Source organism: Halomonas sp. R57-5 (genome assembly GCF_900070345.1).
GTDB classification, from domain to species: Bacteria; Pseudomonadota; Gammaproteobacteria; order Pseudomonadales; family Halomonadaceae; genus Vreelandella; species Vreelandella ventosae_B.
Window position 1 is genome coordinate 3,610,107 of sequence record NZ_LN813019.1, and the last position, 14,756, is coordinate 3,624,862.

Sequence of the window (14,756 nt, forward strand, 5' to 3'; positions counted from 1 at the left end):
TGACCCATTTCACTGGCTGCTGTTAAACCGTTTTATAAACGCTTAGGGAGAACCTGCACCATGATGCGAATTCTACTGTTTTTAGGCACCAATATAGCGGTATTGTTGGTCGCCAGTATTACCCTGCGCCTGCTGGGCGTTGAAGGGTATCTGCGCGGCCAGGGGATCAACTTCACCAGCCTGCTGATTTTCTGCTTTATCTTCGGTATGGCGGGCTCGATTATTTCGCTGTTCATCTCCAAATGGATGGCCAAGCGCAGCACCGGCACGGTGATTATTGAAACGCCTTCCAACTCCACAGAGCAGTGGTTGCTGGATACCGTTGCGGAGCTTTCCCGTGAAGCGGGTATCAAAACGCCGGAAGTGGGCATCTTCCCCGCCCAGCAGTCCAACGCCTTTGCGACTGGCTGGAATAAAGATGATGCGTTAGTCGCTGTTTCAGCGGGCTTAATGAACCGTATGCGCCCGGAAGAAGKGCGCGCAGTACTGGCTCACGAAATAGGTCACGTCGCTAACGGCGATATGGTAACGCTGGCACTGATTCAAGGCGTGGKGAACACCTTTGTCATGTTCTTTGCCCGGGTGGCGGCGCACCTAGTGGATAACTTCCTGCGCAGCCGTAGCGAGGGCGGTGGCGGCCTGGGCTTTATGGGTTACTTCGCAGTGGTTATGGTCGCTGAGATTGTATTTGGTATTTTGGCCTCGGCGATCGTCGCCTGGTTCTCGCGCTACCGCGAATACCGCGCCGACGAAGCAGGTGCACGCTTGGCGGGCACCAACGCCATGGTCAGCGCGCTGGCACGCTTGAAAACCGAAACCGAAATGCCCGACCAAATGCCTGATACGCTGCGCGCCATGGCCATCACMAAAGGCCAAACACGCTCGCTGGTGGAAAAGCTATTTGCCAGCCACCCGCCGCTGGATGAGCGCATCCGCGCACTAAAAGAAGCCGCTTATCGTCAGTAAGTTTTTCCGCAATTTCATACGTTTAAGGCCCGCATATGCGGGCCTTACTGTTTTTCGCCATCGGTTTTCAATAGCTGTTTTTCACAATCTAGCTAGTGTTACCGCAAACCCTGCACCACGCAGTATACCCTCTAGCGCTACCGCCTCCCCTGATAGCTGCACGTTGAGGGTAGCGAACTCGCGGCGTAGCGGGTAGTTGGCGCGGCAGTCGTCAAAGCCTTTGCGCATACCGTGATGCAGCGTTTGACGCTCTAGCGCATCGTGGTCGCGGCGTACGTCGTAAACTGCTCGCATGCAGAGTCGCAGGGCGTCTTCCGGGGGGAGTGCGTGCTGCAAATGCAGCGACGCGAGGGCGGGCGGTGGGCAAATATCAGCAAACGTCAGCTCGCTGGGTTGGCCGCAGTGGTGCGCCAGCGCTTGCCGTATCATCCAGGTGCCGCGCAGCTTGCCATCCAGGCTATGCCCGGCAATATGCGGCGTTGCCAACGAGACCAGATCGCGCAGTCCAGCGTCGATGTCCGGCTCATCTTCCCATACATCCAATATTGCGCTGATATCGCCCTTCCCCGCCAACCGGCTGCGCAACGCCAAGCCATCCAGGCAGTCCCCACGCCCAGCATTCAGAACAACGCAACCCGGCATCAGCTCTTCGATGCGCTGGGCGTTGAGTAGTTGGTAAGAGGCGTGAGGGCCTTCCCGGGTCAGCGGCGTATGCAGGCAGAGCACATCACAGCGTTCAATGAGGGCGTCTAGAGAGTGAAACCCTCTCACCCCCTCCTCCTCAGCCCGGGGCGGGTCACAGGCCAGCGTTGCTATGCCCATGGCGGTTAGCCGTGCTTGCAAGTGGCTGCCCACATTACCCACTCCCACAATACCCACGGTACGCTCGCTAAGCAGCCAGCCATCGCGTTCTGCCAGCGTCAGCAGGCTGCTTAATACGTAGTCGACCACCGCTTCGGCATTGCAGCCGGGGGCACTGGCGAAAGCGATATCGCGCTTAGCGAGCGCCACCTGATCGATATGATCGGTGCCGATGGTGCAGGTGCCAATAAAGCGCACGGGGCTATCAGTAAGCAACTTATCGTTAACGTGGGTAATGGAGCGCACAATCAGCGCGTCGGCGGCGTGAAGATGAACGGCGTTTATCTCCCGCCCGGGTACGCGGGTTAGCGTACCCAAGGAGCCAAAGCAGGTGTCTGCAGCAGGGATGTTAGCGTCGATGACAAGTTTCATAGGCGTTTGGGTATCCGGGCTTTACAATACGCCCGCGACGGCTGATGGGCAGGCGTGTTTAAAGGCTATCTTTTAAGGGCTAAGTAAGGAGAGTGTTGTGATCGTACGCTGGGAAACCAACCATGACTATGTGTTGGTTCATATTCACCAGGATATGTTTGGTGACTGGATTTTCAGCCGCGCTTGGGGCCAAATCGGCACTCAGTTTGGCGGCCTGAAACATCAACTAGCCGATACGCTGGATCAAGCCCATATGTGGCTGGAGGATGAGGCCACCATCCAGTCTTCACGGGGGTTTCGCAAGGTGCTGGAAGTGGCCGACCATACGCCAGAAGGCCAGGAAGCCATGCGCCAGCTTTCACTGCTGGATGTGCTTTAGCCACCACGTTTAGCCATGCTTGTTAACCGCGCACTTTTAGCCATACACTTTTAGCCTAAGAAGCGCCGCCCGTCACGCTCATGGGCGCCTTTAGGCGCTGTGCTTTCTGGCGGTGCGGTAAACGCCGCCAGCGCCGATTCATCCAGCCAGCCGCGTTCGCGCAGCCAGGCACTTAAGCGCTCCAGCTCAAAACCACGATCCAGCTCCTTACCGTCACTGTCCATCAGCACCGGGATACGCACGCCGTAGCGCTCCACCAAGGCATCGTCGTCGCTAATCTCGATATGGTGCAACCATACCTTTTGGTTCGCGAGCGTGGCCACCAGTGACTCTAATTGGGTACACAGGTGGCAGCCCATGGTCGTGTAAAGCGATAGCTGGATCATACTGAAGCTCTCTTCATACTACAGCTCTCCTATGACGCCTTATGGCGAAGTAGAAACACATGGTGCAAGTTTGTACGCCGCTGGAAATCGGGGTCGAAGCTACGCCCGGTAATGTCCTCTACGGCAAATTGCTCGCTAAGCGCCTCATCCAGTTTAAAGCGCCGCTGGTTATTAGAAAATACCAAGGTTCCACCGGGTGCCAGGCGCGCCATTGCGAGCTCCACAAGCCGCGGGTGGTCACGCTGCACGTCGAGGGTGTCGCGCATCTTCTTGGAGTTAGAGAACGTCGGCGGATCCATAAAGATCAGGTCGAACTCGGCGTTGGCGGTTTCCAGCCAGCGGAAACAGTCGTCGCGCACCACCCGGTGCAGTCGCGTATCAAGTTTATTTAGCGCAAAGTTGTCTTTCGCCCACTCCAGGTAGGTGTTGGACATATCCACGCTCACGCTGTCGCTAGCGCCACCCAAGGCCGCCTGTACCGTCGCTGTGGCGGTATAACAGAACAGATTTAAAAAGCGCTTACCGCTGGCCATTTCGCCCAGCATGCGCCGTACCGGCCGATGGTCAAGGAACAGCCCGGTATCCAGGTAGTCGCGCAGGTTGACCCATAGCCGTGCTGCGCCCTCCTGCACCTCAAAGCGTTCACCGCTGGCGGCTCGCTTCTGGTACTGAGCGCTGCCAGTTTGGCGCTCGCGGCGTTTGATATAGATTTTGCTGGCATCAACGTTAAGCGCCTCGGGCATGACTTCCAAGGCATCGTACAAGCGCTTTTGCGCCTGAGCCGGATTGATCGAACTGGGCGCCGCGTACTCTTGCACGTGCACGCGATCACCGTAACGATCCACCGCCAGGGCGTACTCGGGCATATCAGCGTCATAGATGCGATAGCTGGTTTCACCGCTCTGTTTAAGCCATTTCTTCAAGCGCTTCTGATTTTTAATCAGTCGATTGGCAAACATCTGCGCATTGTCTGAGCCTTTTGAGGCTGGTGCGTGAGGCGTTTCTTGGCGATCTTCAGCAGTCGGCGCAGCACCGCTCTCAACGCTGGCCTGGGGCGCATCGCTAACGGCAGGCGAGTGCTCGGCACCACCAATCTCCATTAGCAGCAGCTTAGCATCCAAGGCGCCGTTTTTGAGCGCATACTGTTTGTGCGCCCGCATAGCCAGCCGGTGGCCGAGATCCGGGTTGCCGGTAAAGACCGCCAGCGTCCAGCCGGGAAACAGCGCTTTGGCTTTCTCACCCAGCTGGGCGTAGAGACGCACCAGCTCAGGCAGCTCGCCCAGCCGTTCGCCGTAAGGAGGATTGGTGATCAGCAGGCCGCTTTCAGCGCTGAGCGTTTCTGGCCGGGTCAGTTGGGCCAGACTCTGCCCATGCAGGGAAATCAGCGCAGGAATACCCGCTCGCATGGCATTGGCTTTCGCCGCATTGAGGGCCGCCGGGCTCTGGTCGAAACCTAAGAGTTGCGCTTTGCAGCGCTTGCGGCCAATCGACGCGCGCGCTTCGGCTTCGCGCTTCTGCTCCCGCCACGCCTCGTCATCATGCCCTGCCCAGCCGTGAAAGCCGAAGCGCTCACGATTAAGGTTTGGCGCTTGGTCGGCGGCCATCATGGCGGCTTCGATGAGTAGCGTGCCCGCACCACATAGCGGATCAATCAGCGGCTCACCCGCTTTTAAGCGCTCGGGCCAGCCCGCGCGCACCAATAGCGCTGCGGCCAAGTTCTCTTTTAGCGGCGCGTGGCCTACGTCACGGCGATAGCCCCGGCGGTGCAGGCTTTCACCAGAGAGATCCAGGCCAATGGTCAAGTTCATCCGGTGCAGATGGGCGTAGATGCGCAAATGCGGGGTTTTGGTATCCACGTTGGGACGTTCCTGCCCGGCCAGCTGCAGGGCATCGACCACGCCGTCTTTAACGGTTTGCGCGCCAAAGCGGGTATGGCGAATATGCTCGCTGCGGCCGTGGAAATCCACCGCCAGCGTGTTACCCGGTGCCAGGTGTTGCGTCCAGGCGATGCGGGCGACCACATCGCGCACCTGCTCGGCGGTGTCGATCATCGATTCGCGCACCAGGGTTAAAATCACCCGGTTAGCTAATCGCGACCATAGGCATACGCGGTAGGCGATGGCCTGACTGGCAGTGAAGTACACCCCAGCCACCGTGGTTTTGCCCGGCGTAGCGCCCAGCGCTATGAGTTCATCGTGGAGCAGGCCTTCGATGCCTTTGGGGCAGGTGGCTAGCAAATTTAGCGGAGCAGTTTGGTTCGACTCGATCATGATAATAGCGGCGCTGAAAGGCGCGATATTCCTGTATATAACAAATGAGTTTACGTTTTATGACAAATTGGTAGTCGACAGATGACCCCATCATGGTCTAACAATAAGAGAGTAGCTACTGAAAAACGCATGCGTTGCCTGTCAGGGCCGGTTTATGACTCGGCCTATGATTTGAAAGAGATCGCCGCTCGACCCGTTCAGCTCGTGAGTGCTAGACATTTGAGTTGAGGCGGCGTCTCGCTCTTGAAGCAAGCTCTCGGAATAATGGTGTTTTCGAACATGTATTACCAATAGTGTCGTCAACATCCTATTTCTTATCAAAGGCTTTCGTGAAAAGAGGTTAGCCAATGAAACGGCAAAAACGTGATCGCTTCCAGCGGGCTTATGTCCACGGCTACAAAGCGGGTGTATCGGGTCGTTCTCGTGATGACTGTCCCAGTCAAGATATCAATTTACGCGAATACTGGATGAGCGGTTGGCGTGAAGGTCGCGGCGACCAGTGGGATGGGATGACCGGCATTTCCGGTATCCATAAAAACCCCATGGTCATGACTTAACGTTTTTAGACTCTCTGATGTTTAAATGTAAGCTAACTTTTAAACAAAAGGTTATAAGTGAGCCCACTTTTTAAGTGGGCTTTTTAGCTAGCTTTCAGTGCCCTCGCACACTCGCCGACTAGTTTAGGCCCTTGGTAGATCAAACCTGAGTAGAGTTGCACTAAGTCCGCGCCAGCTGCGATTTTGGCCTGGGCGGCAGCGGCGCTATCAATACCGCCTACGCCAATAATCGGCAACGCGGGGAGGTGCTCACGCAGTTGTCGAATCACGCGATTGGATGCTTCGAAGACCGGCTTACCAGAAAGTCCACCGGCCTCCTTCGCTTGGGGGTCGTCCTGCACCGCTTCACGGGATACCGTGGTATTGGTGGCAATCACACCATCAAGGTGGTTGCGCTCAATACTTCCCGCCATCAACGCTACTTCTTCAGCACTCATATCCGGAGCGATCTTAATGAGCAACGGCACCTTGCGGCCCGCTTGGGCATCAAGCTCTATAGCGCGGGCACGAATAGGCGCCAACAGCGCGTCCAACTGCTCGCCAAACTGCAGACTGCGCAGCCCGGGGGTATTGGGTGACGAGACATTAACGGCAATGTAGTCCGCATAAGGGTGCACCGCGTCTAAACACACCAGGTAGTCATCCAACGCCTGCTCTACTGACGTGGTGAGGTTCTTACCAATATTGATACCCACTATGCCAGCGTAATGGCGCTGTTTAACCTGCTGAATCAGATGCTCCACCCCTTTGTTGTTAAAACCAAAGCGGTTGATGATCGCCTCGTGCTGCGCCAGACGAAACAGCCGGGGCTTGGGATTGCCCGGCTGGGATTTGGGCGTGACGGTGCCCACTTCGACAAAGCCAAAGCCCAGCGCACCCAGGGCATCCAAATGGTCGGCGTTCTTATCCAACCCGGCGGCGAGCCCGACGCGATTGGCAAACCGCAGCCCCATCAGCTCGACGGGATCATTGACCGGCTGTCCAAATAGCCGCGTTACGCCGCCCATGCGATGCAGTGTCTCCAGCGCGCTTAGCGCCATGCCATGGGACGTTTCTGGATCAACGCGAAAGAACAGCGAACGGGCAAGGTTATACATAGCGGGTCTCTAAAAACGGGTGCGGGGCTGAAAACGGGCGCCAGTATAACGCAATAAAGCGCGCCCCGGTGGAGAACCGGAACACGCTTTACAGTGGCGTATGAAAAAGCTAGGCGAACCTACGCCTCGCTATCGCTCTCGGCAAGATCAACCAGCTCGCGTACCGCGACGGCAAACAGCGCAAAGCCGCCTTCACTGCCGCCACGCACCTCTTCGATAAGACGGCACCAGCGGCGGTGCAGGTCAGCGTGCTGATCCAGCCACTGCGCCACCCGCTCCTGGGTATCGCGGCTTCCGGCATCCAACTTCAGTACGCTGGTGGTCAGCGCCAACTGCTGGCGCTCAATATCGTCACGGAAGGTTTCCCGCGCCTGGGCCTGCCAGGCGTCGCGCACTTCCAGCTGGGTTACCTGCTGAATCATCCACGGCAGTTCCAGGCGGCTGCCAATTTCATACAGCACCTCCGCTACCCGCTGCGGTTTTTCATTGGTCAGGCGCGCCGCTTGGATAATACCCAGCCCAGCGTAGAGGCTTGATGACGCTGCCACGGTGGACGCCAAGGCCTCGGGCACACCCGCTTCCAGCAGCTCGTCGCGGCGGTTATTCCAAGCGCTCAGCTCTTCGCCGCTGAGCAACTCACCTATACCTTCCTGCAGCTGCGCTAAGCGGGGAGCAAAGTACTCAATGGTATCCTGGGTCGAGAGCCCCAAATGCTGACGCACAAACCAGCGCGTGGCACGGCGGATCAAGCGCATCAGATCGAGCATCATTGAGGKCTGAATACGGTTGGGCACCTGATTATCGAGGGCTTCAATCTGTGCCCATAGGCCGGGCAAGTTGAAGCTATCGCGGGCCACGATATAGGCCCGCGCGATATCGGCACGCCCAGCGCCGGTGGAGTCCATCAGGCGGCGTACAAAGACGATGCCCATATGGTCAACCAAGTCATTGGCGACCTGGGKGGCGACAATCTCCCGCTTCAGACGGTGCTCGTACATCTCGTCTTTAAAGCGCTCAACCAGCACTGATGGGAACAGCCGCTCCAGATGCCGGTGAATGTAGTGATCGTCCGGCACTTCAGAGGTGATCAAGTCGCCCTTCAAGGTGCTCTTGGCGTAGGAGATCAGCACCGAAAGCTCTGGCAAACGCATCCCTTGGCCATTACTGGTGCGCTCTTTGAGCACCTCATCGGTGGGCAGGAACTCCAACTCGCGATCAATTTGTCCTGCGGCTTCCAGTTCGCTGATAAAACGGCGGTAAGGGCCCATCGAATAATCGGAGAGGATGGCCGATAGATCCAGCGCCTGACTCTGGCGGTAGTTATCCAGGATCACCAGATCACCTACCTCATCGGTCATGTCCGCCAGCAGTTCATTGCGCTGCTTGTCGGTCATATCGCCACGCTTGACCACTTCATCGATCAGGATTTTGATATTGACCTCATGGTCAGAGCAGTTCACCCCACCGGCATTGTCAATAAAGTCGGTATACACCCGTACACCCTTGGCGGCGGCTTCCATACGCCCGCGCTGGGTCAAACCGAGGTTACCGCCCTCGCCGACCACACGGCAGTTTAAGTCATTACCGTTAATGCGCAGCGTGTCGTTAGCTTTATCGCCTACATCAGCGTCAGTCTCTTCAGAACCTTTCACGTAGGTACCGATACCGCCGTTCCAGATCAAATCCACCTTGGATTTGAGCATGGCGCGGATCAGTTCATTGGGCGACAGGCGCTCTTCATGAATGCCAAATACCTGCTGCATCTCCGGCGTGATGGCAATTGACTTGGCGCTACGGCTAAAGATGCCGCCACCGGCGGAGATCAGCTCCTGGCTGTAGTCTTCCCAGCTTGAACGTGGCAATGCAAACAATCGCTTACGCTCGGCAAAGGAGGCCTCTGCATCCGGGTTGGGGTCGACAAAGATATGCAGGTGGTTGAAGGCGCCGACTAGCTGAATCTTGTCAGAAAGCAGCATGCCGTTACCAAACACATCGCCAGCCATATCGCCGATCCCCACCACGCTAAACAGGTCGCGTTGGGTGTCGAGATCAAGATTTTTGAAGTGGCGTTTAACCGATTCCCAGGCACCGCGCGCGGTGATACCCATTTTCTTGTGGTCATAGCCATTGGCGCCGCCAGAGGCAAAGGCAYCACCCAGCCAGTGGCCATACTCAATGGAAATTTCGTTAGCGATATCCGAGAAGGTAGCGGTGCCTTTATCGGCGGCCACCACCAGATACGCATCATCCGCATCGTGGCGAACCACATTTTCCGGCGGGACTACGTCCCCCCCCACCAAATTGTCGGTGACATCCAATAGCGCACGGATAAAGAGTTGATAGCAGGCAATACCTTCTTTCTGGACAACGTCACGGCTGGCATTTTCCGGCATGCGTTTACACACAAAACCGCCTTTGGCGCCGACCGGCACGATAACCGCATTCTTCACCTGCTGGGCTTTCACTAGCCCCAGCACTTCGGTGCGGTAATCTTCAAAGCGATCCGACCAGCGCAGACCACCGCGGGCCACTTTGCCGCCACGCAGGTGCACGCCTTCTACCCGCGGCGAGCAGACAAAAATCTCAAACATCGGCCGCGGCTTGGGCATACCGGTGACTTTAGAGGGCTCGAGCTTGTAGGCGATGTAGTCTTTAAAGCGCCCACCCTCGGCAAGCTGGTAGTAGTTGGTCCGCAGGGTGGCGAGGATCAGCTCCATAAAGCGGCGCAGCAGCTGGTCGTCGTTAAGGCTGGCGACACCTTCAAGGCGCTCGTTCAAGCTGGCAATACACTCGTCGGTGGCGTGGCTCTGCTGCTCAGGATCAAAACGCAGCCGGAATAGCTCAACCAGCTCGCGGGTAATGGCCGGGTAGTTGGCCAGCGTGGCGGCAATATAGTCCTGGGACATGCCGAAGCGGATCTGCTTTAAATAGCGGGCGTAGCCGCGCAGCATGGCCACTTCGCGCCAATCCAGCCCGGCGCCGATAATCAGGCGGTTAAAGGCATCGTTATCGGCTTCGCCGGTCCAGATGCGCTTAAAGGCTTCGGTGAACACATCGCGCMTATCGCCCAGACTGACATCCGCACCGCTGTGCTCAAGCTCGAAATCGTGGATCCAGTAGCGCTGTTCAGGGGCGTTGATATCGTAGGGACGCTCGCCAATCACGCGCAGGCCAAGATTTTCCATCATCGGCAGCACGTCAGAGAGAGGTATCTGCGTACCGCGGTGGAACAGCTTCAGATTAACCCCGCCGCCCTGCTCTTCCAGCGGGCGATAGAGCGACAGCGATAAATCGTCGCCGTTGTTCAGCGTCAGCAGGTGCTGAACATCAAACMCCGCGGTACGCGCGGAGAAGTCTTCCCGGTAGCTGGCAGAGAACGCCTCGCGGAACTGATCCATAAGCAGATTAGCGCGCTCTTCACCGAAGCCTTCAATCATCGCGCTCTGCAGCTCGTCGCGCCAGCTGCGCGCCAGCCGCGCCACTTTACTCTCAAGGCGTTTGAGGTCGTAGTCGCTGGGCGCGTCGCCATTAAAGCGCAGAATCAATTGAATACGCGCCAGCACCGACTCGGATAAATAGGTATTGAAGTCGCCAAAGTGGGCGTCCAGCTCGTCGCACAGTACGTTTTGGATGCGCTGACGCAGGTCCGTAGAGAACACGTCGCGGGGCACAAACACCAGGCAGGAATAAAACTTGCCGCTGATATCGGCGCGAATAAACAGCCGCACCTGGCGGCGCTCGCGGATATTGAGAATGCCCAGCGCGGTACTCGCCAGCGACTCGGKATCAATCTGGAACAGGTCATCGCGGGGGTAGACTTCCAGCACCTGGAGCAGCTGCTTGCCGTTGTGGCCTTGGGGGTTAAACCCAGCAATATCCATTACCGCTTTAAGTTTGCGGCGCAGCAGCGGAATATTGCGCGGTGACTCGTTATACACCGTAGAGGTAAACAGACCAAAGAAGCGCCGCTCGCCGATCACATTGCCGTCGTCGTCGTAGCGGTCAATGGTGATATAGTCTGGGTAGGTAGGACGGTGCACCCGGGAATGATGGGCGCTTTTGGCAAACGACAGTAGTTGCGGCACCAGCACATAATCGTTGTGCTCATCCACGCCCTCTTCGGTACGAATGCGCTCGCAGTAGCGCGGCTGATCCAGGCGGAACACGCCTAACACGCTATCGGCATCGCGCTGCAGTTCGTGGCCTTCCAGCAGGTACTCGTCGTAGCCCAGGAAAGTGAAGTTATCTTTGAGCATCCACTCCAAAAAGGCAATCGCCTCTTCGTGGTCGTCGGGGTCGATCTGCGGCGGGCAGTTTTTCTCCAGCTCTTGAATCGATGCGGTAATTTGCGAGCACATGGCGTCGAAATCGCCTACGGCGGTACGTACATCGCGGAGCACTTCGTGCAGGTTGTGCTCAATCTTCTCAAGCAGCGCCACATCGGTGTGCCGGTCTACCTCAATCACGATCAGCGACTCGCGGGCTTCAGGCGCGTTTTCATCCCTGGGCGAGGCCAGTGCCTGTAGCTGGTGACGCTCATCACGAGCGACCGCCAGCACGGCATTTTGAATCGCGTGCACCGTCAAGCCGCGGCGGTTGAGCTCGATACGCACCGAATCGACCAAAAACGGCATATCTGCGTGGAGAACGGCGACGAAAGTATGCGTCGACTGCCAGCCGTGCTCTTCAAAATCTGGATTAAATACCCGTACCTTGGGGCTTTGCGAGTCGTGGTGCTGCAAAAACTGCCAGATCGACAGCGTTGCGCCATACAGATCGTCCAGGCGACGATCTACCAGGTCTTCCACCGGCACGGTGGCATAAAAGTGTCGAGCAAAGGCGTCCACAGTGGCGGCGCGTGCGGGGTCTAACCGCGCGTGTAGCCGCTCCTGAAGCTGCTTCAAAAGATCTTGCCGACTCTCTTCAATCGCAACGTAGTGCATCCATCACCTCGACTGCCTGGGCCATTAACCGGCCAAAAAACGAAGGACAATAGGCCTTTAGGCCAACATAACGGCTAGCTTACGCTACCTATCGTCACGGCCCTAATCACCTGACGTGTTGTTCATGACGCATACCGTTTACGCATTAGGTCGACGCTTACTCGACCTCGCGCCGCTTTAACAGCACCCCACACTCACAGTGGTCGGTAAACGGAAACTGGTCAAACAGCGCAAAGCGTTCTATCCGATGGGTGTTGGTCAGTATGGTCAAGTTTTCAGCTAACGTGGCTGGGTTGCATGAAATATAGACGATCTGGGCGTACTCGCTGAGTTGCTCACAGCTCTGCGCGTCTAAACCAGCACGCGGCGGATCGACCAGCACGGTAGAAAAATCGTACTCATCCAAGGCCATTTCCGCCACGCGACGCCCGGCTTTTTCGCCCTTCAGTGCCTGAGAAAACTCTTCAGCTGACATGCGCCCAATCTGTGCGTTCGTTACCCCATTAGCTTCCAGGTTGACGTTGGCGCTGGCCACCGAGGTGCGAGAGATTTCGGTGGCCAGCACGCGGCGGAAGTTGTCCGCCAGGGCGATGGTGAAATTTCCATTGCCGCAATAGAGCTCAACCAGATCTTTGTTTAAGCCCTGCTCTGGCTGGTCGGCGGTGACATCCCGTGCCCAGCGGAGCATTTTCTGGCAGATATGCGCATTGGGCTGGGTAAAGCTGTTTTCGACCTGTTGGTAGTGTAGCGTTCGGCCATCCACCTCTAGCCGCTCCCAGACGTGGTCACGGGTCAACACAAGGCGCTGCTTGCGGGAACGACCCATAATCATAATACCCAACTGTGCTTCCAGCGCCCGCGCTTCTTGCTCCCACTCTTCGCCTAACGGGCGGTGATAAATCAGCGTTACCAGCGCCTCCCCCGATAGCGTGGTTAAAAACTCGACCTGAAACAGCTTGCGGCGTAGCTCGCTAGACTTAAGGCAGGCCTCGCGCAGTTGCGGCATGAGCTGGTTAATGCGCTCGCTGGCCACCGCGTACTGATCTAGCCGAATCACCCGCTTGTTCTTCGGATTCTCAGGGTCTACCTCGAACATGGCGTAGAAGAGATCGTCCTCTTCGTGCCATATGCGAAACTCGCAGCGCTGGCGGTAATAACCCGGCGGCGATTCAAACACCTCTAACGCCGGTGGCTGGAAAGGGGCAAAGGTACTTTCCAGGTAATCGCGCTTGGCGGCTAGCTGCTCAGCGTAGCGCTCAGGTTCTACAACGGGGATAGCCAAGGCTGCTCCTCTTAATATTTTGATCAGAAGTAAATAACGTTCAGTCGTCCATATCCAGCCATTGGGACGCCTTAAACCCATAGCGGGCGAAACCAGCGGTCAGGTTGGCAGCGGGTGCCGTGGTAAAGCAGCGGCCATCCTGTTGACCGCTATAGAGCTCATCAACCACTTGCGCGACCCGGCGGGCAATCGCGTCGCCGGAATCGATCCAGTGCAGCGGCACAGGGGCCAGCTTGGTCAGCCAGGGCTTTAGCAGCGGGAAATGGGTACAGCCCAGCACCACGGTATCCAGGGCCCGATCGTCAGAAGATAAGCAGTCAGAAGATAAACGGAGGGCAGACGAAGGTGTCGAGGCGTGCCATAACGGCGCCAGGGCCGCCTGCATACGGTCAGTATTGGGGCTTATACCCGCCAAGTACGCTTCTGCTTCGACGACCAAGGCATCAGCGGCGACGCGAGTAATGACGCAATCACTGGCAAAGCTATCAATCAAGCGCTGGGTATAGGGCCGGCCAACCGTGGCTTTGGTGGCAAGCAGCCCAATATGGCGTGTCTGGCTGATCGCCGCGGCAGGTTTGATCGCGGGCACGGTGCCCACAACGGGGATCGCTAATCGTTCGCGCAAATTTTCCAACGCCAGGGTACTTGCGGTATTACAGGCAACGATCAAAACGCTCGGCTGGCATGCCGCCACTGCGGCGCAACACACTGCCACGATACGATCAGTCAGCGCTGCGTCTTCGCGCAGCCCATAAGGCAACCAAGCGTTGTCGCAGGCGTAACACAGCGCCGCATCAGGGTAGTGTTGGCGCAGGGACTGCGCCACCGACAGGCCGCCAACGCCGGAATCAAAAATTAACACGGGCCCTTTCATGACTCTGCCTGAAAAAAACGGAGCCGCTAGTTTAGCATGCTCCGTCATTTTATTAATGGCCGTTAGTGCGCTGCGAATGCCGCTAGCGCTATAACACGGGCACGTCGGCCCCGCGCAGCTCGGCGTAGAGTTCGGGGTAGGCTTGCTGCAAACGCTCTAACTCCTGCTCAGCGCCTGCTGGGAGCGCCTGACGCAGCTCTTCCATGTCCTCGGGGCCAAAGTGTTCATCAATCAGCGGGAATAGGCCTTCACGCTCATGGCGCAGATAGGCTCGGTGGGCTTCTAAATAGGCTTTCAAATCATCGGCAAAGCGATCCATTGGCAGAACATTATCCATCAGTATCATGTCGATATCGTTGGATAAGCGCTGCAAACGCGGCTTTAATTCACGGTAGTCCTCCGCCATCTGCTCGGTAAGCGCAACATGCTCCGGCGCCTGGGTTTGCAGCCGCTCCACACAGACACGCTCCAGCGGCGCTGCGAAACCATCCATATAGGATAAAATATAGTCGACGACCTCGCGCATCAGCTGAAAATTGGGTCGCTCTCCCTGGACAAGGGTTTTCTGCTTTAACTGCAGCACATGGAGTAATCTCGCCATGTTGGCATGATCTAGACGCAGTTGGTTTAACATCGAACCGTCTCCTTTATTGTGTCATGCCTACCATCGAGCCTTGGTGATTGACAGCATGCGATCATAAGCGCGGTAACAAGCATGTTGTGTCGCTACAACGTATCGTAACCTGAGCTTGTCGTAACGGTAGGGGGT

At 57.1% G+C, this 14,756-nt stretch carries 11 protein-coding genes; 3 read left to right on the top strand and 8 right to left on the bottom strand.

Translation table 11 applies throughout. The features are described from left to right. Positions 1–60 precede the first annotated feature (60 nt). On the top strand, positions 61–966 hold the full coding sequence (htpX, locus tag HALO_RS16575; protein WP_050713707.1) for a protease HtpX: 906 nt from the start codon (positions 61–63) through the stop codon (positions 964–966). Between the two features lie 81 nt (positions 967–1,047). Here htpX and pdxB read toward each other — a convergent pair whose 3' ends face one another. Beyond that, complete coding sequence (pdxB, locus tag HALO_RS16580) at positions 1,048–2,199, bottom strand: 4-phosphoerythronate dehydrogenase PdxB (protein ID WP_035577716.1); 1,152 nt, start codon at positions 2,197–2,199, stop codon at positions 1,048–1,050. Between the two features lie 97 nt (positions 2,200–2,296). Here pdxB and HALO_RS16585 point away from each other — a divergent pair, with 97 nt between their 5' ends. Then, the gene (locus HALO_RS16585) at positions 2,297–2,578 is read left to right on the top strand and encodes a hypothetical protein (RefSeq protein WP_035577715.1); all 282 of its coding nucleotides are present in this window, start codon (positions 2,297–2,299) and stop codon (positions 2,576–2,578) included. 50 nt (positions 2,579–2,628) lie between these two features. Here the strand turns inward: HALO_RS16585 and HALO_RS16590 are convergent, their stop codons facing one another. After that, complete coding sequence (locus HALO_RS16590) at positions 2,629–2,964, bottom strand: glutaredoxin family protein (RefSeq protein WP_035577713.1); 336 nt, start codon at positions 2,962–2,964, stop codon at positions 2,629–2,631. A gap of 29 nt (positions 2,965–2,993) precedes the next feature. Next, positions 2,994–5,234: a bifunctional 23S rRNA (guanine(2069)-N(7))-methyltransferase RlmK/23S rRNA (guanine(2445)-N(2))-methyltransferase RlmL gene (rlmKL, locus tag HALO_RS16595; RefSeq protein WP_035577711.1), complete on the bottom strand. Its 2,241-nt coding sequence runs from the start codon at positions 5,232–5,234 to the stop codon at positions 2,994–2,996. Positions 5,235–5,581: 347 nt separating this feature from the next. On the opposite strand from rlmKL, the gene rmf reads away from it, so the two are divergent. Further along, entirely contained in the window at positions 5,582–5,791 is a 210-nt protein-coding gene (rmf, locus tag HALO_RS16600) for a ribosome modulation factor (RefSeq protein WP_035577708.1), read from the top strand. 83 nt (positions 5,792–5,874) lie between these two features. Here the strand turns inward: rmf and HALO_RS16605 are convergent, their stop codons facing one another. From HALO_RS16605 to HALO_RS16625, 5 genes are all read right to left on the bottom strand, one after another. Then, positions 5,875–6,888 (bottom strand): quinone-dependent dihydroorotate dehydrogenase, encoded by a 1,014-nt coding sequence (locus HALO_RS16605; protein ID WP_035577707.1) that lies wholly within the window; start codon positions 6,886–6,888, stop codon positions 5,875–5,877. Between the two features lie 119 nt (positions 6,889–7,007). Continuing rightward, complete coding sequence (locus HALO_RS16610; protein ID WP_050713708.1) at positions 7,008–11,831, bottom strand: NAD-glutamate dehydrogenase; 4,824 nt, start codon at positions 11,829–11,831, stop codon at positions 7,008–7,010. A 157-nt stretch (positions 11,832–11,988) separates the two neighbouring features. Beyond that, the gene (gene trmA, locus HALO_RS16615; protein ID WP_035577703.1) at positions 11,989–13,113 is read right to left on the bottom strand and encodes a tRNA (uridine(54)-C5)-methyltransferase TrmA; all 1,125 of its coding nucleotides are present in this window, start codon (positions 13,111–13,113) and stop codon (positions 11,989–11,991) included. Between the two features lie 40 nt (positions 13,114–13,153). Further along, positions 13,154–13,987 (bottom strand): glutamate racemase, encoded by an 834-nt coding sequence (gene murI / locus HALO_RS16620; RefSeq protein WP_035577702.1) that lies wholly within the window; start codon positions 13,985–13,987, stop codon positions 13,154–13,156. A gap of 88 nt (positions 13,988–14,075) precedes the next feature. Beyond that, positions 14,076–14,621 carry a hemerythrin domain-containing protein gene (locus HALO_RS16625; protein ID WP_035577700.1) on the bottom strand — a complete coding sequence of 182 codons (546 nt, stop codon included), beginning with the start codon at positions 14,619–14,621 and terminating at the stop codon, positions 14,076–14,078. Between the last annotated feature and the right edge of the window lie 135 nt (positions 14,622–14,756).

Coding starts and splice junctions, on each gene's coding strand:
- pdxB (WP_035577716.1), bottom strand. CDS start 2,199: ATGAAACTTGTCATCGACGCTAACATCCCTGCTGCAGACACCTGCTTT.
- HALO_RS16590 (WP_035577713.1), bottom strand. CDS start 2,964: ATGATCCAGCTATCGCTTTACACGACCATGGGCTGCCACCTGTGTACC.
- rlmKL (WP_035577711.1), bottom strand. CDS start 5,234: ATGATCGAGTCGAACCAAACTGCTCCGCTAAATTTGCTAGCCACCTGC.
- rmf (WP_035577708.1), top strand. CDS start 5,582: ATGAAACGGCAAAAACGTGATCGCTTCCAGCGGGCTTATGTCCACGGC.
- HALO_RS16605 (WP_035577707.1), bottom strand. CDS start 6,888: ATGTATAACCTTGCCCGTTCGCTGTTCTTTCGCGTTGATCCAGAAACG.
- murI (WP_035577702.1), bottom strand. CDS start 13,987: ATGAAAGGGCCCGTGTTAATTTTTGATTCCGGCGTTGGCGGCCTGTCG.
- HALO_RS16625 (WP_035577700.1), bottom strand. CDS start 14,621: ATGTTAAACCAACTGCGTCTAGATCATGCCAACATGGCGAGATTACTC.